The organism is Brachybacterium paraconglomeratum (assembly GCF_039541415.1).
Lineage (GTDB): Bacteria > Actinomycetota > Actinomycetes > Actinomycetales > Dermabacteraceae > Brachybacterium > Brachybacterium paraconglomeratum_A.
Map to the genome: position 1 here is coordinate 16,150 of NZ_BAABGE010000012.1, position 22,500 is coordinate 38,649.

The 22,500-nt window shown below is 69.0% G+C and carries 17 protein-coding genes; 2 read left to right on the forward strand and 15 right to left on the reverse strand.

What is annotated here, in order from left to right; all coding sequences use genetic code 11:
* Positions 1-119 precede the first annotated feature (119 nt).
* Positions 120-3,521, reverse strand: coding sequence for an AAA family ATPase (locus ABD893_RS16705; protein WP_345083052.1), 3,402 nt, complete (start codon positions 3,519-3,521; stop codon positions 120-122).
* Between the two features lie 166 nt (positions 3,522-3,687).
* On the reverse strand, positions 3,688-4,617 hold the full coding sequence (locus tag ABD893_RS16710; RefSeq protein WP_345083055.1) for an SMP-30/gluconolactonase/LRE family protein: 930 nt from the start codon (positions 4,615-4,617) through the stop codon (positions 3,688-3,690).
* Between the two features lie 64 nt (positions 4,618-4,681).
* Here ABD893_RS16710 and ABD893_RS16715 point away from each other — a divergent pair, with 64 nt between their 5' ends.
* Positions 4,682-5,446, forward strand: a complete 765-nt coding sequence (locus tag ABD893_RS16715; protein ID WP_345083058.1) for an SDR family NAD(P)-dependent oxidoreductase — start codon at positions 4,682-4,684, stop codon at positions 5,444-5,446.
* Positions 5,447-5,504: 58 nt separating this feature from the next.
* Here ABD893_RS16715 and ABD893_RS16720 read toward each other — a convergent pair whose 3' ends face one another.
* The 11 genes from ABD893_RS16720 to ABD893_RS16770 form a co-directional block, all read right to left on the reverse strand.
* Positions 5,505-7,718, reverse strand: a complete 2,214-nt coding sequence (locus tag ABD893_RS16720) for an ATP-binding cassette domain-containing protein (protein ID WP_345083061.1) — start codon at positions 7,716-7,718, stop codon at positions 5,505-5,507.
* Between the two features lie 58 nt (positions 7,719-7,776).
* The gene (locus tag ABD893_RS16725) at positions 7,777-9,759 is read right to left on the reverse strand and encodes a serine/threonine-protein kinase (protein ID WP_345083064.1); all 1,983 of its coding nucleotides are present in this window, start codon (positions 9,757-9,759) and stop codon (positions 7,777-7,779) included.
* Between the two features lie 56 nt (positions 9,760-9,815).
* Positions 9,816-10,205: a hypothetical protein gene (locus ABD893_RS16730; protein WP_345083067.1), complete on the reverse strand. Its 390-nt coding sequence runs from the start codon at positions 10,203-10,205 to the stop codon at positions 9,816-9,818.
* 76 nt (positions 10,206-10,281) lie between these two features.
* Entirely contained in the window at positions 10,282-11,178 is an 897-nt protein-coding gene (locus ABD893_RS16735) for a variant leucine-rich repeat-containing protein (RefSeq protein WP_345083070.1), read from the reverse strand.
* Positions 11,175-12,719: an outer membrane protein assembly factor BamB family protein gene (locus ABD893_RS16740; protein WP_345083074.1), complete on the reverse strand. Its 1,545-nt coding sequence runs from the start codon at positions 12,717-12,719 to the stop codon at positions 11,175-11,177. The genes ABD893_RS16735 and ABD893_RS16740 overlap by 4 nt, the downstream gene beginning before the upstream one ends.
* A 70-nt stretch (positions 12,720-12,789) precedes the next feature.
* Positions 12,790-13,182, reverse strand: a complete 393-nt coding sequence (locus tag ABD893_RS16745; RefSeq protein ID WP_345083077.1) for a hypothetical protein — start codon at positions 13,180-13,182, stop codon at positions 12,790-12,792.
* 1 nt (position 13,183) lies between these two features.
* A complete protein-coding gene (locus ABD893_RS16750) occupies positions 13,184-13,414 on the reverse strand; it encodes a hypothetical protein (protein WP_345083080.1) in 231 nt (76 codons plus the stop codon).
* Positions 13,415-13,696: 282 nt separating this feature from the next.
* A complete protein-coding gene (locus ABD893_RS16755; RefSeq protein WP_345083082.1) occupies positions 13,697-17,605 on the reverse strand; it encodes an NACHT and WD repeat domain-containing protein in 3,909 nt (1,302 codons plus the stop codon).
* A 221-nt stretch (positions 17,606-17,826) separates the two neighbouring features.
* Positions 17,827-18,813, reverse strand: a complete 987-nt coding sequence (locus tag ABD893_RS16760; protein ID WP_345083085.1) for an ADP-ribosylglycohydrolase family protein — start codon at positions 18,811-18,813, stop codon at positions 17,827-17,829.
* A gap of 63 nt (positions 18,814-18,876) precedes the next feature.
* On the reverse strand, positions 18,877-20,178 hold the full coding sequence (locus ABD893_RS16765) for an alpha-L-fucosidase (RefSeq protein ID WP_345083087.1): 1,302 nt from the start codon (positions 20,176-20,178) through the stop codon (positions 18,877-18,879).
* A 69-nt stretch (positions 20,179-20,247) separates the two neighbouring features.
* Positions 20,248-20,454, reverse strand: coding sequence for a hypothetical protein (locus tag ABD893_RS16770; RefSeq protein WP_345083089.1), 207 nt, complete (start codon positions 20,452-20,454; stop codon positions 20,248-20,250).
* A 157-nt stretch (positions 20,455-20,611) separates the two neighbouring features.
* Here ABD893_RS16770 and ABD893_RS16775 point away from each other — a divergent pair, with 157 nt between their 5' ends.
* Positions 20,612-21,055: a hypothetical protein gene (locus ABD893_RS16775; RefSeq protein WP_345083092.1), complete on the forward strand. Its 444-nt coding sequence runs from the start codon at positions 20,612-20,614 to the stop codon at positions 21,053-21,055.
* Positions 21,056-21,096: 41 nt separating this feature from the next.
* Here the strand turns inward: ABD893_RS16775 and ABD893_RS16780 are convergent, their stop codons facing one another.
* Together ABD893_RS16780 and ABD893_RS16785 are read right to left on the reverse strand one after the other, a co-directional pair.
* Positions 21,097-21,327, reverse strand: a complete 231-nt coding sequence (locus ABD893_RS16780) for a sulfurtransferase TusA family protein (protein ID WP_345083094.1) — start codon at positions 21,325-21,327, stop codon at positions 21,097-21,099.
* Positions 21,328-21,366: 39 nt separating this feature from the next.
* Positions 21,367-22,446, reverse strand: a complete 1,080-nt coding sequence (locus ABD893_RS16785) for a YeeE/YedE family protein (RefSeq protein WP_345083097.1) — start codon at positions 22,444-22,446, stop codon at positions 21,367-21,369.
* Between the last annotated feature and the right edge of the window lie 54 nt (positions 22,447-22,500).

The following is a 22,500-nucleotide window of genomic DNA, read 5'->3' on the forward strand; positions in this document are numbered from 1 at the left end:
GGGGCGGAAGCAGAGGAGCCAGGCACCAATCGAGTCTATGACGACCCGGCCTCCCGGCCGACGGGGCGTTGGTCACGTGCGGGAGGCGCCGTCGACAGCTGCCAGCTTCCCGCGCCTGTTCAGCCTCGCGCCGCAACCTGGCGGATCACCTCCGCCTCGATCCTCCTCACGGCGTCACCGGTGATGCCCTGCGCGGCGACGTGATCGCTGTGCAGGGCCTCGAGGCGTTCGGCGAAGTTCCGGGCCCAGCGGCCGTTGGAGCGGTCCTGTTCAGGCACGCTCCCGTACGCCTCCGCCGCGACCTGCTCCAGCAGCTCTGCATCGAACTGCCAGCGTGCGGCGAGAGTCGTCGAGACGATGCGCGCCACCTCCTGCGGCGTGAAGTCGGGGAACTCGATCACCAGCGGGATGCGTGAGCGCAGCCCGGGGTTCGCGGTCAGGAACTCGTCCATCTGGTCCGTGTAGCCGGCGAAGATCGCCACGAAGCGGTCGCGGTCGTTCTCGAGCCGGGTCATCAGCGTCTCGACGGCGAGCTTGCCGAAATCGTTCGCCGACCCCTCCCCGGTCAGCTGGTACGCCTCGTCCACGAAGAGCACCCCACCCATCGCCTCATCGACCGCGGCGGCGGTGCGCTGCTCGGTGTGACCGATCCAGCTGCCTACCAACGAGCTGCGCTCGACCACCTTGACCTGCGGCTGTGCGAGCACGCCGAGGTTGTGGAAGAGCTGGGCGATGAGGTGGGCGACGGTGGTCTTGCCGGTGCCGGGGTTGCCGGAGAAGACCATGTGGTAGCTCGGTCGCTGGGAGCTGCCGTCGAGCTCGAGGAGCTGGCGGTCCATGGAGACTCGGTTGACCAGGCTGCGCACCCAGGTCTTCACGGGGTCAAGCCCCACCATCTGGTCCAGCTGCTCCAGCAGCGTCTCGACGGTGCGGTCCTTGGTCTCGTTGCTGCCACCGCCGATCGCGATCAGGTCCTCGTCCCGCAGATGCGTGAGGTCCTCGTCGGACGATTCGGGGGCGGACATCACCCGTCTCACCATCTGCCGCACCAGTCGCTCGTTGAGGTTCCGCACCCAGCGGCCGTTGCTGCGGTCCGTGCTGCGGCTGTAGAGCGCTGCGATGGTGCGACGGTAGCGGTCCTGATCAACCACATAGTCGCTCGCCTGCAGGTCCTGGTAGCCGATCTCGGCGATCTCCTGCGCCGTGTAGTCCTCGAAGTCGAAACGGTTCGGAACCCGGGACTGCAAGCCGGGGTTCATCCGCAGGAAGTCCTGCATCCGGTCCGCGTAGCCGGCGAAGATGACCACCACGTCATCGCGGTGGTTCTCCAGGTAGGTGATCAGCGCATCGACCGCCTCCTGCGCGAACTCGTTGTTGTTCTCCTGGTGGAGCGAGTAGGCCTCGTCGATGAACAGCACCCCGCCGCGCGCCGAGTCGAGCACGTCGGTGGTCTTCTTCGCCGATGCGCCGATCCTGTCGCTGACCAGGTCCTTGCGCCCCACCTCCACGAAGGTGTCGGAGCTGATGGCCCCGGTCTGGTGCAGCACCCGGCCCAGCATCCGCGCGACCGTGGTCTTGCCGGTGCCGGGGTTGCCGAGGAAGAGCGAGTGCATGCTCATCTCGGTGGTGCGCAGCCCTTTGCGAGCCCGGATCTGGTTGAATCGCACCAGCTGGGTGAAGCCCTCGATCTGCTCCTTCACCGTGGCCAGCCCCGACAGCGCCATGATCTCGGCCAGCGGATCGTCGTCCTGGGCGGGGTTCTCTCGGGCGGCCGACGAACCGCCGGCCGACGAACCGGCGGTGCCCACTGCTGCCGGCTCGTCCTCGTCGGCGAGCGCCGGCTCGGGCTGCTGCGGTTCCCCGCGAGGGACGTCGGTGCCTGCGGGTGCGGCGGGGGCTTCCGGGGTGGCGGCCCTCGCGGTGCGGAGCGCGGCCTCCGCTGAGGCTCCCTCCCCGAGGTACTCCACGCCGCGGCCGTGCACCTCCGCGGTGCCGCCATCCTCCCGCAGCACGTAGGTGCCCGCCCCCGGCGGGGTGAGCAGTTCCTCGACATGCAGCTCGGACGCGAGGGAGGCCATCTCGAGCATCTCGATCTCGGTGTCCACCCGGCCAAGTCGGATCGAAGCGCCGTCGGTCGCGACCACCTGGCGTTTGCCGGCCTCGTTCGGCAGCAGCGTCACCTCGCCGGTGATCTCCGCGCCGCGTATCGCCTGGACCACGAGGGCATCGCAGTCCCGGAGCACGGCGGTGCTGCCGTTGGCGACACAGAGCCATCCGAGATCGCTGCCGTCGGCGACGAGGTGTGCGCTGTCGACATCCACGTGCGCCCGTTCCTGGTCCGCGACCACCACGCGGCAATCGGTGATCGTGGCGCTCGACCCCTTCGCCAGGTATACGGCAGGCACTTCGAGGCCGGGGGCCTGCTCGATCACGACGTCCTCGAGGGTGAGGGTGCTGCCGGCCTGTGTCTTGATGGCGTTCGAGGTGGGGCGGGCGCGCAGCGTCAGCCCCGAGACCGAGCCCTCCGACTGCTCGGACACCGCGAGGCAGCCGTGGAGGAACGTCCGCCCGGAGCCGCTGCCCCGCAGCTGTACACGGAAGTCCAGCGCGTGCTCGTACTCGTCGAGGTAATAATCCCCCTCATCCAGCACGATCGTGTCCCCCTTACTGGCCTGCGGGAGGATCTCGCGCCTGAAGGCCCGTGCGGAGGAGAGCGGCCAGTGCACCTGTTTCGGCGGTGCCGGCGCCTCGACGTCCCGGCTCGTCACCACGGGGCTGTCCGAGCGGACGATCCCCGCGCCCTTGGTGATCACCAGGTACTGCTTCCCCTCAGGGAGCTGCGCCTGCCCGATCTCCAGGGAACTCTCCTCGCAGTAGCCCTCCCACGCCTCGCTGGGGGCGCTCAGCGCGCTCACTCGGCACACGCTCTCACCCTTCAGCACCAGCGAGCGCTGGCCGGGCGGAGGAGCGAGCTCGAGGGTGCCGGCGAGCACGCGTGAACGCTCCACCGCGGTGATCCTCGCTGCTGCGACATCGGTGAGCTCCACCGTGCTGGCCCGCGCGAACAGGTGCCCGAACGAGGAGCGGACGGCGGTGAACTTCGTGCCGGCCTGCAGGGTGATGGTCTCGGCTCCGTCGGCGCCGCGGACCTCGCAGTCCGTGAGGCTCAGCGAGCTGCCCTTGCTGAACAGCCCCGGGTATTTCCCTGCCGGGTCCGCGTGGATGAGGCAGCGCTCGAGCACGGCAGTCGTCCCCGGATGCGGCATGTGCACGGCATTGGAGAAGTGCGGGGCGCGCAGGGTGAGGGACTCGAACGAGGCCCTGCCGGTGACCTCGACCTTCGTCTCGAGCACGACCTCTGAGGGATCCCCGGTCCCCCGGAAGCTCAGGTCGAAGACCGAGAACCCGTCGATCACGTACTCACCGGGGCTGAGCAGGATCCGATCCCCCGGCTTGGCGATGCGCAGAGCCTCGCCCAAGGTCTTCCCGAACACTCCGGAGCGAACCTTGATCGTCGTCATCCTCGACTGCCCTCCGTGGTCCGTCATGGTGCGCGGCCGCGCATCCTGCGCCTCGTTCTGAGGATCAGCCTAGAGTCCACCCGCACCATGCAGCGAAGCCCTGTGGAAAAAGGCGGTGTCAAGGAACCCCGCCAGCCGAGCGCGCGGTGCGCGAAGAGTGACGCCCTCACCGCCGCGCGGCGGCATCCGTGGTGGTGGTCGCAATGCGATAGATGCTGGTGGAGGCGCAGATGTAGAGGATCTTCCCGTCGGCCCCGCCGAAGCAGCAGTTGCCGATCTTCTCGGGCACGGGGATCTCGCCGAGCTTCTCACCGGCCGGGGTGAAGATCTGGATGCCCGTGAGGGAGGAGGACCAGAGGTTCCCCGCGGCGTCCACGCGGAAGCCGTCGGGCAGGCCGGGGCTCACCTCCATCAGCGGGCGGCCGTTCTTCGCATGCCGTCCCTCGACGATGTCGTAGGCGTGGATCGAGTGGCCGCGGGGCCGGGCCGGGTTCGGCCGGTCGCGGTCCGCCGGGGAGAGCGAGGAGTCCGCGACGTACAGGACGCTCTCATCCGGGGAGAAGGCGAGGCCGTTGGGTGCCTCGATGTCGATGACCACCGGCTGCAATGAACCATCGGCCGGATCGAAGCGGAAGACGTAGCGGTCCCCGTACTCCTCCTCGCCCGCATGACCCTCGTCAGGGCGCTTGATGCCATAGGAGGGGTCGGTGAACCAGATCGTCCCGTCGGACTTCTGGACCACGTCGTTGGGTGAGTTCAGGCGGGCAGTGCCGAAGCGGTCCACCAGCACCTCCGGGGCATACAGCGCCCCGTCCTGGGAGGCGGTGCGGTCTATCTGGACGGCTCGCCGACCGTGCGAGCACTCGATGACCGACCCATCCCGGCCGAGCGTGCGGCCGTTGGTGAACTCGGCGTCGGTGCTGATCTCGCGGGTGACGCCGCTGGCCTCCGAGAACTCGAGCACTCGATTGGCTGGGATGTCGCTGAAGCGCAGCACACCGCGGGCCGGTATCCAGGCGGGGCCCTCCGCCCAGGTGAATCCCTCGGCGACCTTCTCCAGACGGGCGTCGGAAGCGAGCAGGTGATCAATGGTCATGGACCCACTCTTCCCGAAACGGTGCCGGAACAGAAGAGGAGCAGCGCCCACTAGTCTCTCCACCATGACATCGACGTCCCTGATCACCGGCGCCAGCTCCGGCCTCGGCACCGAATACGCCCGCCAGCTCGCCCGCCGCGGCGACCGCCTCGTCCTCGTCGCCCGGGACTCCGCCCGGCTCGAGGAGCTGGCTGCCGAGCTGACGCGGGCAGGTGCTGCGGAGGTCGAGGTGCTCGGCGCGGACCTCTCCGCAGCGGAGGGCATCGCCGCAGTCGTCGACCGGCTCACCGATCCTGCGCGTCCCGTCGAGACGCTGATCAACAGCGCCGGGTTCGGCCTCCCGCTCGCCTTCGAGAAGAACGACATCGAGGACGAGGTGCGCCACCTCCGCCTCCACGACGAGGTGCCGATGCGGCTCATGCACGCGGTGCTGCCGGGCATGCTCACGCGCCGCTCCGGCACGATCCTGAACATCTCCTCGGTCTCCGCCGTCACCCCGCGCTCCACCTACGGCGCCGCCAAGGCCTGGCTGGTGATGTTCTCCCGCTGGGCGAACAGCCGGTACCGCTCGCGCGGCGTCACCGTCACCGCCGTCTGCCCCGGCTACACCCACACCGATTTCCACGCTCGGCTGGGCCTGGCGAAGGGGAAGGAGGGGATCTCGAACTGGATGTGGCTCGAGGCCCCGCGAGTGGTCGAGGAATCACTGCGAGACGTGGCGCGTGGGAAGGCCGTGTCCGTGCCAAGTCGGCGGTACAAGGCGATCTACACGGTGGCGCGACTGGCTCCGACGGGGCTGGTGGCGAGGGTGGCGGCGCGGGGGCGGTGAGCGGGGGCGGTGATGAGCCGCGGAGAAGCACCACGAGGCAGCGGCAGCTGCACGGACCTCAGCGCCCGCGGATCCGATACCGCTTCGCCAGCCGGTGCGCGGTCGCCCAGCTCATCACTGCCATGAGCACGCACAGCATCAGCAGGCACCCGAGCCAGATCCACGCGCTGGGCTCCCACAGCGGATCCTCGCCGATCAGGGAGATCGCCGTGATGTCGGAGGTCCCGCCCATCGCCGCGAATCCCCAGCGCGACGGGGACAGCCAAGCGAGCTGTTCGAGCACCGCCCGGTCCGTGACCGGGAACAGCCCGCCGCTGAGCACCAACTGCACCATCACGAGCACCACCATCACCGGCATGGTCTGCTCTCCGGATCCCACCAGGGAGGAGACCAGCAGGCCCAGCGCGGCACTGGACAGGGCGCACAGCCACAGGGCGAGCACGAGTTCTATGGCGGAGCCGAGGAGGACACCGCTCTCAGGGCCATCCCGGAATTGCAGCACCACAGCTACCAGCAAAACGGTCTGGATGAAGGTGAGCAGCCCCAGCACGGTGAGCTTGGCGAGGACATAGGCGGCCGGCGAGAGCCCGATGGAACGTTCTCGCACGAAGATCGCCCGCTCGGTCACGAGATCCCGGATGCTCGAGGACAGCCCCATGAACACCCCGCCGAGGGTGAGCACGATCAGGATCTGGTTGGGCTGCCCCGAGGGCAGCTCCTCGGCGCCCGGCGGGGCCAAGCCCTGCTCCCCGGGGACCACCAGCACCAGAGCGGCGAGGATGAAGGGCATGGCCGCCACGAACCCGGCGAGCGCGCGGTCGGCCCAGAGGATCCGCAGCTGGCGCCTCGCCACCACCGAAATCTGCCGCCGCAGAGACGACGAGCGCGACGCCTCACCCGTTCCGCTGCGGGTCCCTGCCAACCGGCCGATCGGAGTGTGGACATCGCGTGCGTATCCAGCCGAAGCGCGGAACCGCGAGACGGTGCCATCCGGATCGGTCTTGGTCGCGGCGACGACGTGGCGGAAGTTCTCGGCGCCGAAATGCGGGAGCGCTTCACTCGGGTGACCGAAGTAGGAGACGCGCCCACCCGGAGCCAGGATCAGCAGCCTGTCGCACAGGTCCAAGCCCTCCGGGGAGTGGGTGACCACAAGGACCGTGCGACCGTCGTCCGCCAGTCGCCGAAGCGTCTCCATGACCTCGGCGACGAGATCCAGATCCAGTCCGGAGGTGGGTTCGTCCAGGACGAGCAGGGAGGGCCGGGTGAGCAGCTCGATCGCGACAGAGACGCGTTTGCGCTGCCCGCCGGAGAGGGAGCTGATGCGGGTGTGCTGGTGCTCGGTGAGGCCGAGCTCCTCGAGCACCTCCCCCACCCGTCGCTCACGGTCGGCGGCTGGGACCCCGTCGTCGAATCGCAGCTCGGCGGCGTAGCCGAGCGCTTGCCGGGCCGTGAGGTGCTGATGGACGACATCTTCCTGCGGGACGACGCCGATGCTGCCGCGCAGGCTCTCCAGGTGTTGGGACAGGTCCCGCCCGTCATAGAGGACCTGGCCGGAGGTCGCCGGCTGGACGCCCGTCAGCGCGTTCAGCAGGGTCGTCTTGCCGGTGCCGGATCCTCCGATGACGGCCATGAGGGTGCCCGGAGTGAGGGTGAAGCTGACATCGTCGAGCAACGTGCGGCCGCTGGGCAGGGTGACGCCGAGACCGACGGCGGCGAAGCTGATCTCCGTGCCGTCGACAGGGTGCACGCCGGTGCCGTCTACCCGGAGGCGCGAGCCGCCGACCATCAGCATGCTGTCCGGCGAGAGCTCGGCGCGGACGACACGCTGACCGTCTACGTAGGTCCCGTTCGCACTGCCCAGGTCCTCCACCACGGGCCGTGGACCAGCCAGGCTGATCCGGGCATGCCGGCGCGAGACCAGCAGGTCATCGAGTCTCACGTCGCATCCGGGGTCACGTCCTATCACCAGCTCCTGCGCTCCTCCCGGAGCGAGGACAGCGTTGGCCGTCGACGCCGCGGCCGCGTGCGTGAGGTGGAGCAGCGGCCCCTTCGGTCCGAGTTGAACGGACATCGGAAGGGATCTGGTCACGGAGCCGTTGATCCTCTCCCCCGCGAGGAAGGTGCCGTGGGTGCTGTCCAGATCGGTCACTTCGCAGGTGTCGTCGAGGAGGTGGATCTTCACGTGGGAGCGCGAGACCTGCGGATGGATCACCCTGACCCGGTGCTCGTCGGCTCGCCCCACGCGCACGCTGTCGCCGGGAGCGAGCGTCACTTCGCCATCGGTCCAGCGCAGGAGGGCCCCGGGGGCAGCCGCTCGCGCAGGCGAGAGGTCACCCATCGGCGGGCTCTGGCACTTCCTCGGGAAGTCCCAGAAGGTGGATGTCTCCGAGGACCAGATGTGCCCTCTCCTCGTCGAGCGAGGTGAACTCGATGCGGAGCCGCAGCCCACCGGTCACGTCGATTCGCATCTCTGCCGGGTTTCCCACCTGTACTCGCTCAGACCACACATTGCGACCATCGAGGTACGCGTCGACCTGGATGGTCTCGCCCGCTCCCGTCGCATCATCGGAGCGGCCGACGAGGGCGGCAACCTCACGGTAGCCGCGCCCGAGATTCCATTCACCGAAGCCGTCGTCGTACCACCCTCCCGAGACGATCGACCGTGGGTAGGTGTCGCCGTCCACGTGCGCCAGATCGGGGAAGAAGCCGTCCCCATCGGCTATCTCGAGCGTGTCCAGGTGCACGGTCACCGGCTGCCTCGCGACGGTCACCGCAATGCTCCCGGGCAGGTCCTCCCCTGCCGGGATGGTCTGGGACAGGATCGTGTTGTCGGCGCTCTCCGGATCGAGCTGTTCGACCACGGAGATCTCGGTGCCCGGTAGTGCGAGCTTCGCCTCGGAGAGCGAGGTGCCGACCAGATCCGGCATCACGGTGACCACTTCGGCGGTCGGGGTCGGCGACGGCGTGGGCGCTGCGCTGGAGGGTTCCTCTGCAGGCGCGTCACCTGACTCACCAGCGGGGTCATCGACCTCCGCAGCTGCTCCGCCGGCAAGATCCTTCGTCGTTCCCTCTTCCTCTGCGTCGCCGGCGACGCCTTCCCCTGCAGGGGAAGAGGATCCGGCAGCCGGATCCGGCTCATCGCCCGGTCGCAGCTGCGAGTAGGCGAAGACTCCTCCAGCACCCCCGATGACCAGCAGCACTGCGGCCACCGTGAAGAACCGGCGCAGACCGCGGGCGCGGCCTCGTGGCGCAGCCGCTGTCGGTTGACCAGCCATCTGACCGGCCGCCTGCCGCACTGTGCCCGGTGGCGCAGGAACGGGTCCGGTCTGCTGGTCGGCAGTCACCACCGGGGTCATCTGCACCGTCGGTGACGCCAGGGCGATGGTGGGAGAGGTGGCGATATCTGCGGGCAGCGGCGCAGTGGGGCCCGTGTCCGGCCGGGGCAGCAGCGGCACCGTCGGCAAGGGGTCGGCGAGCTGCGGGGCCGACGGCTGACCCGCAAGACGCTGCCCCAGCTCCGTGAGATAGGGCCCGACCTGCGTCGCAGTCGGGCGCGCGAGCGGGTCTTTCGCGGTCATGTCCACGATCGCTCGCCACAGGTCCTCAGGAATCCCCTCCGGGCGGGGAACTCCGTCGTCGGCGTGGCGACGCATCACCGCCAGCTGGCTGCCGCCCTGGAACGGGGTCACCCCGCAGGCGAGCTCGTAGAGCATGATCCCCAGCGAGTACACATCCGCCGCACCGGTGGGCACCTTGCCCTCCGCGATCTCGGGCGCGGAGTAGTTCGGCGTGCCCATCGGCACGGTGGAGCGGGTGGCCGCCGCGGCATCCGCGATCCGGGAGATGCCGAAGTCAGCGGCCTTCGGCACCCGCCGTCCGTCGGCCGTGTCGAGCAGCACGTTCTCGGGTTTGAGATCGCGATGGATGAGGCGTGCCGCATGCACCGCGGCAAGGCCTGAGGCGACTGCCCCTCCGATGCTGGAGACCTCCGCGGGCGGCAGCGGACCGCGTGCCGCCAACTCGGCCCGGAGGTCGTGCCCCTCCACGAGCTCCATGATGATCGCGAGCGTGTCCCCCTCGACCACCAGGTCATGCATCACCACCACATGCGGATGGGTCACCCCGATCAGGGCAGAGCGTTCCTGGACGAACTTCTGCACCAGCAGTTGATCCTCCGTGAATTCCGGGCGCAGCGACTTGATTGCAAAGGGTCGGCCTTGATGGTCCCGGCCCCGGTGGACGACACCCATTGCGCCGGCCCCGAGCCGTTCGTCGCTGAGCAGATAGGAACTGCCCAGTGGTCGTTCATTCATGACGGACTCCTTCTCGTTCTGGTTCATTTCCTGGCCCGGGCCCAGGCGTGCGTCGGTCAGCAGTTCTCGACGATGAAGGCATCCACGCGTTGCGCCGGGCCCTGCATCATCAGATAGTTCTGCACCACCGTGGGGACGTCGGCCCCGACCTGTGCCTCCATGAGCTCCGCCACGCGCTCGGTGTCGGCGCGGATCTCCTCCGGCGCTACGGCGGCCAGCTCGTGCCACATGTTCACGAGGTCCCCGATGGCGGTGCTGCCCTGCGCGATGGCGCCGAGCGGGTTGTCCTCGAACGATTCGATCGCCTCGCTCATCGACGTCTCGTAGCGCTCCTCGTAGGTGGCGTGGACATCGCAGAACGCCGCGACGGAGCGACCGTCGGAGCAGCCGCTCAGCGCCGTGACCACCAACGCCGTCAAGGCGAGGACTGCGAGTGACCGTCTCATCCGATGCTCCTCATATCGTCGGTGTCCTTCTGCGGGGGAACACCAGAGCGCTGGTGCCCGATGAACCGCGGCGTGTTCAGAACAGCGTCACGTCGTCGCGGCTGAGCGTCATGCCATGTCCCGTCTCCGTGTCCCAGCAGGTCATTCCGGTCGGCTCGGAGAGACAGGTGGTGTTCACAACGGTCACCGATTCTCCGTAGCCGAGGCTGACCACCGGGTCGCCGGGCGTGCCGAGGTACTCGATCCCGCACATCGGCATCGGGAATGTTCCGTCGTAGATCAGGAAGGAGGCGACGCGTTCGCCGGAGCAGTCGGTCTCGGCCGACCTCTCGGCGATCGAGCACCCCACGTACGAGCCCCCGAGTTCGCAGGCGATGTTCTGGGACGGGGAGGAGATGAGCAGGACATCGTCATCGTCGCCGGCGACGGTCTCCGTCTCCGTCCCGCCCTCCGTCGCGGTCTCAGTGTGGGTCTCAGTTTCTGTCTGCCCCTCCTGATCAGTCGCAGCCTCGGCACCGGCATCAGCCCCGGGATCAGTCTCGTCGGAGGCACCTTCCGCGTTGTCCCTCCCTGCCGGCAACCGGTCTCGGTCGACGGCCACAGGACTCTGGCCCCAGGGTTTCTCGTCGCTGGTGATCCACCAGAGCGTCCCCACCCCCGCCAGCGCGAGCACCAGTGCCAGCGCCCCCAGAGCGGTCAGCAGCATGAGCGGTCCCCGCCTCGTCCGCGTCGGAGCTGCGGGGAGGGTCGGTTCCGGCTGAAGGACTGCCGGTACCGCCGCTGGAGCCGCCGCCGCGAGGCTGAGGTCAGGCCGCTGCGCGAAGATCCACTCCCGATAGGAAGGGTCGCAGCTCGGGTTGCGGACGATGAGCTCCCACAGGCTCGGATCCTGCAGCGCGAGCTCAGCGAGACGGTGGGCGGAGGTCGACGGATCCTCCGCCTCTCGGCGCAGCGCGTGCCAGTAGGCGTTCATCGGAGCCTCGTGAACTGGCCGCGCTCGCCGTCAACCGTGAGGAGCATCGATCCGATGTTCAGGACTTCGCCTCCCGAGCGCAGGCGCAGGGACCACAGCTCCTCTCCGCTGTCCGGGTTCCAGGCGCGCAGCTGGTCCTCGTCCACGGTGTAGAGCACGTCTGCGGCGAACATCATCGGAGCGCCGCGCAGCCGATGAGTCCGTTCCCCGGTCTTCGCGTCGATGAGCACTGGGCGATCCGCATCCGAGATGACGAGGTGCCCGCTGACGGTCTGACGTGAGAGGTCATAGAAACTATCCTCGTACTCCCGGTCCCACATCTCCTCTCCCGTGAGGGGGTCGATGCGCATCAGGTAATGAGACGACGCGACGTCACCCTCCTTCGACTCCGAGAAGAACAGCATCCGTCCTTCAGGAGAGGCCACCGTGTGGAAGGTATCCGGCTCGGCGGTCCACAGCACGTCCCCGGACTCATCGAGCCCGTCGAGGTAGAAGATGCCGGACTCCGTGTACTCGAAGCGCAGGATCATCGACTCGAACGTCGGGAGATACGCCGCCCCCGATCCCTCGCCATCGAACCAGTCCGGTTCGAAGCCGGTGTCGGCATCCAGCCACCAATACGTAGTGTCCGTTTCCACCCGGACGTAGTCCCCGACGATCTCGGCACCGTCGACGCCCTCGATGTTCGCCGACCACACCATCTCCCCGTCGAGATCCGAGGTGTCGAACCGCACGACACCTCCGAAGCGCAGCGCCACCACCACTCGAGGTGCCGTATCGGAGAGCCTCTCGGTTTCTGCGAACGAGTACTCCGTCGCACTGAAGGCATACCCCTCACGGACAGTCTCGGAGACGACGGCCCCGTCGACGGGGTTGATCGCCACAAGATGCAGCTCTGTGGCGGCCCAATCCAACTCACCCGTGCTGTCGAAGACGTAGTCCGTGACGGCGACGGTCAGGTGCCCTTCAGGTGAGACGGGGAGCAGCTCGGGCCATGCAGTCACGGCGTCCACGCCGAGCGACTCGAGCGGGATCGACCACGCCTCCTCGCCGGTCTCCCCGTCGATCAGCGCCACCCGGCTCGGCTTGTCCTCCCCTCCGGACAGGAAGATCCCGGCGAAGTCCCGTTCTCCGACCGGCACCAGGCCCGAGATGTCGGTCCCTCCATCCCGTCCCTGGTACGAGTAGGTCCATGCTTCCTCGGGACGCTCCCGGATGCTCTCCACTGTGGGCACCGATCCGCTCCCCGCCATGCCACCCAGCAGGCGAGCCGCGAGGATCACGCCGACCACCGCGACGACGAGAGCGAGCACCACCGCCACCACGATCACCGGGACCAGCCATCCCCTCCGCGGACGCACCGGGATCACCCCGGACGGAGCGGCGGCGGGCTCGGGATATCCACCGGCCGGCGCGGAAGTTCCGGTCCCGGGCAGCGGTGGAAGCGGGGGCGGGGGCAATGTCCCCTTCGGTACCGGCGAAGAAGAATTCCCCTCGCCGGATGGCGTAGGAGTCCAGTGCTGGGGAGTGTTCTCGGTCATCAGAACCTTCTCTGCGGGTCCAGGAGTGCGGGCTCAGGAATACGGGTTCAGGAGTGCGGCGGCCGAGGGCTCAGATCCGCGCTGTATCTGCCTGGAGCTTCTCGCGCAGGTACTCGCTGAATGCGCGGAGAGTCTTGAATCCGGGGGCGCCCCACGGGGAGACAGGGATGAATATCAGCAGTTTCTCTTGCGTCCGCAGATAGTCATCGATGGCGAACGCCACGGTCGTCGTGCCTTGGCCATCGGTGGTGAGGGAGATCGAGAACGCTGCGAGGGTGACCCCTGCGAAGTTCTTCACGACTCCGTCGATGCGTCCTTGGTCGCCGTCGGAGAGAACGACCTTCGGCCCTGTCGCGCGAGCGATCTGCGCGGCGTCACCGATGAGCTCCTCGACCCGTTCACGCGGCCGACTGCTGGTGGTCGTGAAGGCCAATGCGGCGATCTTGTCGTCGATGCCTGCCATGTCAGTGAACCCCCGCGTCGCGCTGAGCGATCTCGCGCTCGGTGTTCTGGCGCTTCGCCGTCTGGAACATCCGCTGGCCTCCCCAGGCCATGCCGGCTCCGACCAACAGCAGGCCGAGGAGCACGGGGAGGTCGCTCGGGTAGTACCCGATCACGAAACCCCAGATGAATCCGATCACGATCAGCGCAATGCCGATCCCGCACACGATGTACCCCGGAGTAGGAGAGCTCATCTTCCTCACGATTCCTTTCGCCGTCCCTGTCCTGCAGACCAGTTCTGCAGATCAGGACGACCACCCGTGCCGTCGTCCTTGGCAGGAACGTATCCAGGGTTCCGGCCGAAAAGCGGCATATCTCCGTCCGGGACTGACCGGGACTCCTTCTTGCTCTCAGCCCAGGAGATTTCCCTCCGGCTGCGTGCCGCAGGAGGCGTTCGAGGATGTACGGTTCCGACTCAAGTTCAGGTCATGACCTGCACGGATGCGCATCCCTGAGTGCCGCACGCCGGGCGAAGGTCACGCCTCACAGGCGAGGCTGCCCTCCGGCAGGCTCGGCGCGAGCTGCCGCGCCTTCTCCTGGGTGAGCGGCGTTCCCACCGCCGCGCAGATCTGCGCGGCGACCCTGTCGGCGTCGAGATCCCACCACCACAGGTGACCGCTGTAGGTCGACCCGACGATCCGCTCCCCGCCCTGGAGGAAGGAGACGTCTGCGATCTCGGTGCGCATCGGGCCCATCAGGCGCAGCTGGGACTCTCCGATCTCCGAGCCGTCTTCGCTGACGGCGCGGAGATCGACATGGCTCACCGCGGCGATGGCGAGAGTCTCGCCGTCCGGGCTGAAGTCCAGGCTGCGCGGGGTGTCGGTCAGGTCAGAAGCATGAGAGATGATCTGCGGAGCGGCGGGATCGGTGATGTCGAGGATCCCCACGCTGCGGGATTCGGTCGCGAAGGCGATCTGTCCCGGGTGGCCGGGACGGGTGAGGATCATGACGGGACGCTCCCCCTCGAGGCTCACCGAGGTGACCTCCTGATCCGTGACGAGGTTCCAGACCAGCAAGTTCCAGCTGCCGTCCTCGACCACGAGCTTGTCCCGATCTGCGAAGACCATGGTGCCGCCCGCCAGCACCGGGATCTCGGCGGCTTTCGTCAGCGTGACCTGCGCTCCCTCCGCCGCGGGATCTTCTTCGAGGTCGTAGACCACGACCGTGTCCTCCGACTGGTCGCCGATGGCGATGCGTGACCCGTCCGGAGAGAACTTCACGTAGATGATCAGCGCGCCGGGAAGCGGGTCGATGATGGTCGGCTCGCTGAGCGCCGTCTCGCCCACGCGCCAGAGGTGCAGACCTCCCCGTCCTGCGCTGGCCACGAATACCCCGTCGGGGCTGACATCGATCCCGTACCGGGTCTCGATCTCGGTCTCCGGCACGGCGAGTGCGGTGTGCTGGCCGTCCTCGCCCAATCGCTCGACCTGCAGCAGTCCGTCGTCCGAGCCCAGGCTCGCCGTCAGCATCCCGGCGTCATCCGAGACCACTTCGAACACGCGGCCCCGGGGATCCTGCGTGAGGAAATGCTCGAGCGGCCACAGCAACACCGTGCCGTCGACCGTGAAGGTCGCGAGCACGTCGTCGGAGACGGCGAGCTGGGTGGGCAGCGAGGCCAGCGTCTGGGTGCGGGTCACCCCACCGTCCTCGTCGATGATGCGCAGAGTCTGATCGGAGCCGACGGCGGCGATCCGTCCGTCGGGCAGGAACACCGACTGGTTCGCCCAGGACTCGAACGCCCTCGAGACGGCCGTCTGCCGCAGCTCTCCGCCGCCGGTCATTTCCCCGAGCACGATCGTGTGGTCCCGGGTTGCAACGGCGAAGCGGGTGCCGTCTGCGGAGAGATCGACCGACTGGACCAGTCCGGTCTGGAGCGGTGCCGACCAGGTGCCAGCACCGAGAGGGTCGTTCAGCGTGGCGACGGTGCCGTCCTCCGCGGCGGCGATCACCGTGGCTCCGGCGGCATCCAGGCCCATCACCGCCGACGGTTCGGCATCTGCCCCGACAGGGCCGCGGAGCGGAGCAAGGGCCTCGACCGAGTCGCCCTGCAGACGCATCCGCTGGATGGTGCCGTCCGCGGAGCCGAAGAGGACCCCGCTGCCGTCCGGCAGCACCGTCACGGCATCAGACTTGGCGGGCACGGTGAGGCAGCCCAGCTTGCGCGGCTCCGCGCTGACCTCCCACACGCAGCCCTGGGCGGGGTCACCGGAGGCGTCCTCGCCGCTGGCCGCGAGCAGCACGCGCCCGCCGGTCTCCACGAGGCTCAGCGCATAGGTGTGCGTGGCGGGTGTCGCGATCCGCTGGAGGATGTCACCGGTGGCCGGGTCGATCAGCAGCACGGAGGAGTCGGAACCACCGTGGGCCACCAGGTCCGGGAGTGCGGCGAGAGCGCCGGGGCCGGCAGTGGCCTGCAGGTTCCGGGGCAGTGCGGTGGTGCTCAGTGAGAGCAGGCGGGATCTGGTGGAGGCGTTGTCATCAATCCCGAAGGCAGCCACGGCCAGCTGTGCCGCCTGGGCGGGCAGAGTCTCGGCCACGACCTCTGATCTGCTCGCGATCTCGCTGCCGAGCGCGGTGGAGCGGGCGTCGTTGAGACGCTCGGCGCTGATGGCCGCGGTGACTGCGAGCAGGAGGGCGACGACGGCGAAGGAGCTGGCGAACGCGGTCACCAGGCGGAATCGTCGTGCCGACTTCTTCAGGGTCGAGTTCTCTGCTGCAGCCTCCCGGAGCTGGGCGTTATGGGTCTCCCTTCCTGCCACCAGGAAGTCTCGTTCGACGCGTGGCAGAGGTGCTCGGGACGGATCGTCATCGGCGGCCTCATCCTCGGCATCGAGGATGAAGGAGGCGTCCGTGGTGCGCAGCAGATCGTCGGGCCGGCCGGAGTCGTGCCAGAAGTGGGCGTATCGCGTGAGCATGCGCCGGGCGGCAGAGGAGTCCTTGGCCGAGACGAGCCACTCCGTCAGGCGGGGCCAGGTGGTGAACAGCAGGTCGTGACCGATGGTGATGCCGGAATCGCTGCTCAGCAGCAGATGCGACTCGAGGAAGACCCTCAGCACCTCCTGCTCCGATGTCTGGGCGAAGGCCTCTTTCGCGACCGGTGTCCGCACCGGGCGGTCCTCGTCAAGCCGGATCATCTCCTGCAGGACGGGCCAGCACACCGCTCGCGCAGACGGCGATAGGCGCTCGTATGCCGCTTCCGCCGTGGTCTCGACCGAGGTCGCGATGCCTCCGGTGCGGTGGTAGTCGGCGATCGTGATCGCGTCGGCCGTGCGCCGTTCCTCCCACAGCATCCGCATGGTCTGGGAGATCAGCGGCAGCGCGCCCACGAGTGCACCGTCGTTCCTTCCACGTGCGGAGTGCGGGAAGTCGACGCCGAGATCGCGGAGGACCACGTCGACGACTCGGGGCTCCACGGTGACCCCTCGACCGGAGGTCGGGGTCTCCAGGATCCGCACGACGTCACTCCGCTCGATGGGGCCCAGCACGAAGTGGGCATGCTCGAGCACGTCCCGCAGCACCGGCACGTCGGTGGCCGGGGCGATCGAATCGGCCCTCATCACCAGGACGAGGGCAACCCCCGAGAGCGTCTCCTGCACGGTCGCGACCTCGTCGAGCAGCTGCTGTGCGAGCTCCGGCGGGCAGCTGGTCCATAGCATCTCGGCATGATCGATCACCACGATCCGTTGAACAGCGGGCGTCAGCGATCTCAGGGTCTCGAGCGCCTCGGTCGAGGGTGAGAAGATCACCGTCGGCAGTTCGGGGGCGAACTGCGCGGCGGTGGCTGCCACCAGAGACGACTTCCCGACCCCGGAGCGCCCGGTCACCAGCAGCAGCGGTCGCTCCCGCCCGTCGAGCCGGCGCTGCAGCCGACCGCGGAGATCCGCGAGCGGCCGCTCGCGCCCGGCGAACAGGTGGGCGGTGGAGAGGTCGTACGGGAGCAGCCCCGGATAGGGCGGGGAACTGTCTGCAGGACGGACAGGCCTGGCGGCCGGCTCCTGCATCGCCTCCCACCAGTTGATCGCGCTCACGGCACCCGGGGTATTCGGAGGATCCGCAAGATCGAGCACGCCGACCAGTCGGATGAAGTCCTGCTGCATCCCCACCTGCGGCGCGTACTTCCCGGAGAGCCAGCCCTGGAGGGTGGCCACCCGGATCTCGGAACGCTTGTCGAGGGCCCGGTAGGACAGCCCCTGCCGCTGTCGCGCCTCGTTGAGCGCCGCAGCGATCCCGGCGCGGCCTCCGGTCGCAGCGTGTTCGAGTCGTTGTCGGCGTTCGGAGGCCGCCTCGTGCGGGCCGTCCGGCAAAGCCTGCACCTCGGAGGTCGCCGCAACAGGCGCCGCTGCGGGCTCAGGACCGTCCGGGTGAGCACTCGGTTCCGTACGAGACATAAAAACCCTCCGCATCCTGGGGTGATTGATCTCAGATTAGGCGGGGAACCTCTCAAATGGGGTGAATGGCCGAAATCGGAAATCGTCCCGGACAATTCCGTACGCTGCTCCTGCTCCAGGCAGCCCTGACACGTGCGGAGGACTCGAACACATCGCGGCGATGCTGTCGGTGTCTTCGGGTGGTGCGCTCGTGGCGCTTCTGCTCGGGAGCCCGTTCCTGATCAGCTGTGGCGAAAGATCATCGTCGCCACCGCAGCCAGTCCGGGCCCGTCATACCCCGGCCAGCCATGGACCATGTCGGTCCACTCCTGCGGGATCTCCTCGGCGCCCGTCCAGGTCCCCAGCAGCGACCCGGTGATCGCGGCGATGGTGTCGGTGTCATCCCCGAGCGCGACGGCTGCGGCGATGCCCGCGCGGAAGGTCGCCGTCGGCCCGTCCTCGTCGGCCGAGGCCGCCTGCTCCACCGCGTGCAGCGCGGCAAAGAGCGCGGTGACGGTGAACCCATTGGGAGACAGCGATGCTGGAGCGCCCGCACGCCAGGTCCCCTCGGCGAGCGCCGCCCACGCCTCGCGGCTCTCTGCGGGGAGCAGCTCGAGGCCGTCCTCCGGCCGGCCGCGCATGGCGTCCACGACGGAGCGCCGGATCGCTTCGCACCAGAGCACGCAGGAGTCGCCGGCCAGCGGGTCGGCGTGGGTGAGCTCGGCGATGGATCGTGCCGCGCGGGCGGTGCGCTCGGGATCATCCGGGAAGGCGAGGGCCACCGGGGCGGTGCGCATCAGGGCGCCGTTGCCTCCGGTCCGACCGGAACGGGCGTGCAGCTCCGCGGCGACGGCGGTCATCCGCTGGGCAAGACCGGGATGGCCGTCATCCCTGTGCAGTGCACTGAGCACCTGGCGCGTCTGGGTGCCCACGTCGCTCGCACCGCGCTGCAACCAGTCCAGGAAGCCCTGGGCGATCGCGTCGAGCCCCTCCGGGGAGTCGAGTGGGACGTCGGACGCCGCGACCCGCGCGATGCACAGCGCCATCTGGGTGTCGTCGGACCACTCCCCCGGTTCGTACGGGCCGAGCCCGCCGCCGATCATCTGCGGACCCTGGTGCGGGTCGTAGAGGGCGGAGGCGAACTCGTACGGGACGCCGGCGGCATCGCCGCAGGCAAGGCCCAGCAGGGCTCCGGCGGCGCGGTCAGCAGCGGTGGTCGTGGTCGTCATGGAGGAACGGTAGCGCGGGGGTCCGACGAAGGAACCGCGGTTCAGACGGACCGGTGCCCGGGCTCAGCGACTGGAAGCGCCAGCAGCCCGCGCGGAGACGGAGACCGGCGCCGCATCCGGCCCTTCCAGCACGAGCTCGACGCCTGATGCCGGCCAGTCGAAGCCGACCGACAGATCCGCCGCAGCAACCCGCAGCGTCCCCGCCTCCCCCGAGGCGAAGACATGGCACTGCCCGTCCTTCTCCACCGCACGTGCCCACGCAGCGCCCGGGAGCGAGAGCTCGCCGAGGCCGCGGGCACCGGTGAGCTGCGCCCGATGCTCGGCCATGAACTCACCGAGCTCCTCGAGCACCTGCCTCTGCGGCTCGGGCAGCGACCCGTCGGCCCGAGGCCCGACGTTCAGCAGCACCCGCCCGCCGCGGGAGACGGCGTCGACCACGTGCCGCACCGCCTGCGCGCCGCTCATGTACTGGGCGGCGTCCTCGACCTGGTTGTAGCCGAAGCTCAGTCCGATGCCGCGGCAGTTCTCCCAGACCTGGCCCTCGGGGATCTCCCCGGACTGGTATTCGGTGGTCACGAAGTTGTGATGCGCACCGGAGAAGCGGTCGTTGATCAGCCCTTCGGGGCGCTCGCGGTAGAAGTGCTCCAGCAGCTCGCCGAGCCCGCCCGGCCCGAAGTGCAGGTTCTGATCCGGCCAGCCGATGTCGTTCCAGAACACGTCCGGGCCGTAGCGGTCGATGAGGTCGCGCACCTGGGCGCTGCAGTACGTCCCGTACTCGTCATCGCGTGGCCGCTTCGAGCCGGCGACCTCGCTGCCCTCGACCAGCGGCTCCGTCGGCCGCACATTCCAGTCCAGGCCGCCGGAGTAGTAGACCCCGAAGCGCAGCCCGGCCTCCGTGGTGGCTGCGGCGATCTCGCCGACGAGGTCTCGGCGCGGCCCACGCCGGACGGTGTTCCGGTCCCCAGTGCCGGGAGCATCCCACAGGGTGATCCCGTCGTGATGCTTGGTGGTCAGCACGACGTAGCTCGCACCGGCGCGAGCGAAGAGGTCACTCCAGGCGGACGGGTCGAAGGCGCCCACCTGCCACTGGTCGAGGAAGTCGTCGTAGGGCGCTCCGCCGTGGACCTGCCGGTGATGCTCGGCGGCCGGGGACCCCTCGATGCGCATGGTGTTGAAGTACCACTCGGCGTAGGAGTTGTGGGTGAGCCGGTCGGCGCCATCATCTGCCGCGCCGAGCTCGGCGGTGGGCTCCGCCCAGGCGGGGACGGAGTAGGCGCCCCAGTGGATGAAGATGCCCAGCGGGGCGTCGCGGAACCAGTCGGGCAGTCGCTGCGGGAGTGCGTTCCAGCGTGCGGCGTCATCCATGGTGGTCTCTCTCCGTCGTCTCTGGCGGTCGGTGTGGGCTCGGGAGCTCCGGTCTGGGCTCGAGAGCTCTCAGTCCGCGCCGTCCACGGTCCGGAACACCTGCCGGGCCGCATCGCCGAGGCGGAGCAGCCCTGCTACCACCACGATCAGCCCGAAGAGCACGCTCTGCTCGAGCGAGACGCCGGTCGTCGCCCATGCGAATCCAAAGGCGATGATGGCGATCGAGACCACCGCCCCGAGGAGGGCGCGGACGACAGTGCCTGAGCGGGAGGACATCGGTGCTCCGTTCTGTGGGGGCGGGTACGCGGTCTCCAGCGTCCCACGGCCGGCGGGACGCCGCGAGTACCGTCGCACCTACGCTGCGCCAGGGACGTCGAGCACCCCCGCCACACCACGCTCCTGCATGTGCGCAGCTCTGGAAAGGGACCGCCCCGTGATCCGACGCCACTTCCTCCATGGTGCCGTGGCCTGCGCGGCCATGAGCCTGCTCGCCTCAGCCTGCAGCTTTACCGACGTGCCGAGCATCGCCGACGACCCCGGCATGCTCCTGTCCGAGGGCGGCTTCACGGCACCCGACCTCGACATGCAGATCGTCGACAGCCCGCTCCAGGACGCCGACCGGTGGGACCCCATCATCACCTTCAGCGGCCCCACCCTGAAGGTCGAGGACTGGGTGGAGGAGAACTTCCCCGGCGGCATCGACTCCCGCGCCGAGGGCGATGACCTGCAGGTCGTGGTGGCGCGACTGGGCGAGGGCGTGCAGAAGAAGGGCGATCGCGTGGCGACCGGCGCGCACGAGCCCATCGCCTACGTGGTCGTGGTGGGCCAGGAGGAGGAGCCGACGGTCCACGTGGCGATGCGGGGCCCGGTGCGCTGAGAGCGCCTGCCGATCCGCCGACCAGCGGCGGAAGGCGGCAGTCAGGCGCCCTTGCGCACCGTGATCGTCCAGCCCGCCTCGCCCACGCGGTCGAAGGCGACCACCTCGTGGCCGTCGTCCGCGGCCCACTGTGGCAGGGAGTCGGTGGCCTGGGTGCAGTCGAAGCCGATGATCAGGTCATCGCCCGTGGTCAGCTGCTCCATCGCGTTCTTCGCGTCGATCAGCGGAAAGGGGCAGACGGCGCCGTTGGTCTGAAGGGTGTAGGCAGGCATGAGAGGTCCTCTCTGTCGGGGTGGTGTGTGAGGCCGCTGTCAGGCGGCGGGGCTGAGCACGGGGGCGGGACGGTTCTTCGCGGCGGCCTTCTGCGGGCGCACCAGGAAGAACCAGGCGGCAGCCCAGGTGCCGAGCATGATCGCGGCGAAGGAGACCCAGCCCTGGTAGCTGAACAGGCTGGTCTCCACGAGCGAGTTGCCGATGGTGCAGCCGCCGGCGAGCGCGGCGCCCACGCCCATCGCGACGCCGCCGCCGGCGCTGTTGAGCATGGTCCTGGCATCCGGCACCCGCCAGCGGAACTCGCCGGCGAGCTTCGCGGCGATGAAGGAGCCCACCAGGATGCCGAGCACGAGCATCACGGACCAGTCCACGAGGGTCACGTCCCCGGTGGTGAGGAAGGTGATGATCTTGGCCGACGGGGTGGTGATGCCGAGGCCGCCGTTGCGGCCGGCGGCCGTGGAGAGCACCCACGCGGCGATCGCGATGACGCCCAGGAGCGCCCCGCCCACCCAGGGGTTCCAGGGGATGTCAGCGAGGTAGTGGCCGAGGCCGCTGCGGCGGGCGGGCAGGCGCACGCTCTTCTTGCCGGCGTTGCGTGCGGCGCTTCTGCGCACCTGGCGCACCACCAGCACGGCGACCAGGGCGGAGAACGCGATGGTGGGCACCCAGACGCTCACTCCGAGGGTCTCCTGGAGAGTCGCGTCGGCCGTGGTGCGGGCACGGGCGGCCTCGGTGAAGCCGCCGAGAGGGCCGAACTTCATGACCGCCGCGAAGAGCATGTAGAAGATCAGCGCCACCCAGGAGCCGATGAGGCCCTCGCCCGCGCGGTAGTAGGTGCCGGTCGCGCAGCCTCCGGCCATGATGATGCCGACGCCGAAGAGCAGGCCGCCGCCGATCACCGCGAGCGGGGCGAAGGACGCGGGCTCGGGGGCGATGACGCCCGCGCCGGTGAGCGCGGCGACGCCGACGGCCTGGATCGCGATCGCAAGGAGGAAGGGGGTGAAGTAGCGCGCGGAACGGGTCATGTAGAGGTCGCGGAAGGCGCCGGTGACGCAGAACCGCGAACGCTGCAGGACATAGCCGAGCACGGCGCCGAGGAGGAGGCCGGTGAGGATCATCCGAACACGCTAACTTATGAGCGCCATAAGGAGAACCCTCGATGAGCGCGTGAG